Here is a 2,443-nt window from a genome sequence, read left to right as displayed (position 1 = left end):
ATTATAAAAGAGGTAGCCCAGGACTGATCCCGCAAGGGACAATGCCATTATATACCCCATGCTATTCGAGCTCTTGCCTTTCAAAATAAACACAAAGGCAATAGAGGCAATGATGGAAACTCCCCCGGCCAATCCATCCAAACCATCTATAAGGTTCACCGCATTGATTATTCCTATAATCCAGCAAATGCTTATAATGCCATCGACCAAAAATGCCATAGTCGCATTTTCGGTTATATATTCCCCTATATTAACCTTTACACCTGAAGCCACAGCAATTATCGACCAGCATATCTGTACAACCAGCTTTTTTTTAGCTTCAATGTCATAAATATCGTCAAGCAGCCCTAAAATGACAAGGATTACAGAACAAAAAATGATGCTTATAGCCTTCAGATTTAATCCAACAAAAACCACGAAAGGCACTGCAAACGCAATAAAAATTACCGTTCCTCCCAACAAAGGAACAGGCTTATTGTGAACTTTTCTGCTGTTAGGTTTATCTACTATCCCATTTTTATTGGCAAACCAAATAATGGGTGGTATTCCTATCAACGAAATTAAAAAAGCGGTGATGAAAGCCTCCAGATTTAGCATCTTATCATCCCCATCAAAGCGTTCAATAAAATTTATAAAGTTTACTTATAACCTTCCTTACGCCACACTTTGAGCAGACACAACAAAACCTCTTACGGATTTCGTCCACATAGCCCATTTAGATTTTACATTATCAACAAAAACGTGTCAATGTAATTAATTTGCAAAAAGGCTTCAGGCAGCATCATATAGCCGTTAGGAACATTAAAAAAACGGGCTTATTGCCCGCTGTACTTGTCAATCAGGTAAGCGCCCAAGTCCACGCGCTTCTCCTGCCCCAAAAACTGAATTCGTATTTTCACCCTTTTCTTTCGAGCATCCACCTTTTCTATTATCCCTTCCAGGCCCTTTAAAGGACCGCTCACAACTACAATGCGCTCCCCTTCCTTATACAATTCAGAAAATTCTATGGTATCCCCTTGACAGGTGAGGGCAAGTATCACCGCCATTTCCTCATCCCTGATAGGTACGGGCTCTCGCTCATCCTTCAGCACCCCGTACACCCTGGGCAATTTCGATAGCTTATAATAAACCCCGGCATCCATGACCGCGTTTACCAGCACGTATCCGGGAAACAGCTTCCTTACAACTTCATGAGTTTTCCCCTGCCTTCTCTCTATAAGCTTCCTTTTGGGGATCAAGATTTCGATGCCCTCCTCGGGGTATAAAACTTTGAACAATCGTTCGAAATCTTCCTCGTGTCCGGTTTCGACGAAGATTGCGTACCATTTCTTGTCCGCTTCATCAACCATTTCAGAACAATCCCCCATTGAACAATCTCCCTCTATTATTATGGCAAAGATGTTTATGGATGTCCTTCAAAAAGAGGCCGTCTGAAACCACAATACTTATGTTCCAAATACATGAAAACTAGCCCCAAAACCAGAATTTCATGCCGGCCTTATATCTCCGAGGGGGGGTTACAGAAACAACCTCTCCTCCCAATATCTTGTAAGGCAAAATATTTACTATATCTCTCACCTCTTCTTCATTCAACCAGGCCTTTAGCTGCTCAACCGCCTTTTTCATGTAAGGTCCCCTTGTGCCCTCCGAATGGGCGTCGGTGCCCAGCACGTGCCCCATGCCGTGGGTCAGCAGTATCCGCGCACATCGCTTCACCTGCTTACCAAAAAGGCCGGTTATGCTGCCGGTGGTAATCTGACACAGGCATCCCAAATCCACCAAACGATAGAGCACATTGGGGTCCCGCATGATGGCAAGGTTTCTCTCGGGATGGGCAATTATGGGTATGAAACCCTTTAGCCTGAGCCTGTATATAAAGTCCTCGGCGTACAGCGGCACCTCCCCCATGGGAAGCTCCACTAGAATATATCGGGTGGAGTTTATAGTTAGCCTTTCAAGCCCTCCCACCTTTAGGAAGGCTGGATCCATAAACACCTCTGCGCCCAAAAAGATATCCAGGTCCATCTGCCGGGCATCCAGCACAGCCTGTAACTGCTGCCTCTGGCGCTCCACTCCCTGTACAAAAGCATCGATGTTCCTTGCATCCAAGCAGTGGGGAGTGGCCACCACGGCGTCTATCCCTTCCCTGACAGCCATGGTCGCCATGGAAAGGGCCTCACCTATGGAACCGGCGCCATCATCCACCTCGGGCAGTATATGGCAATGGAGGTCCAGCATTACAGATCTATACCCTCGCTTTTGAAAGACGGGATCCCATCTACCGAAACGGATTGCTGCACGGCAGAGCTGCGGCGTTTTTTCTTCCTACCCTGTTCGTCGTAATAGTAGTAATAGTAATAATAATAGCCGCCCCCCCTGTCTACAGGTGCCCCGTTTAATACGACCCCCAGTATCCTCGCGTTTACCTTTTGCAGGCTAGCCT

At 46.0% G+C, this 2,443-nt stretch carries 3 protein-coding genes and 1 pseudogene; all 4 read right to left on the bottom strand.

Going from position 1 to position 2,443, the window contains the following annotated elements; translation table 11 throughout:
• A partial coding sequence (locus tag FWJ59_RS09315) for a glycosyltransferase family 4 protein (protein WP_414481658.1) occupies positions 1-597 on the bottom strand: 597 nt, incomplete at its 3' end.
• 218 nt (positions 598-815) lie between these two features.
• Positions 816-1,349: an antiterminator LoaP gene (gene loaP, locus FWJ59_RS09310; RefSeq protein WP_414481657.1), complete on the bottom strand. Its 534-nt coding sequence runs from the start codon at positions 1,347-1,349 to the stop codon at positions 816-818.
• 118 nt (positions 1,350-1,467) lie between these two features.
• On the bottom strand, positions 1,468-2,238 hold the full coding sequence (locus FWJ59_RS09305; protein ID WP_414481656.1) for a tyrosine-protein phosphatase: 771 nt from the start codon (positions 2,236-2,238) through the stop codon (positions 1,468-1,470).
• Positions 2,238-2,443 (bottom strand): annotated as a pseudogene (locus FWJ59_RS09300) (hypothetical protein); the annotation flags it as partial. The gene FWJ59_RS09305 and the pseudogene FWJ59_RS09300, both read right to left, overlap by 1 nt.

The organism is Caldicoprobacter sp., assembly GCF_047459465.1.
Lineage (GTDB): Bacteria > Bacillota > Clostridia > Caldicoprobacterales > Caldicoprobacteraceae > Caldicoprobacter.
This window is presented reverse-complemented; position numbering and strand designations above follow the sequence as displayed.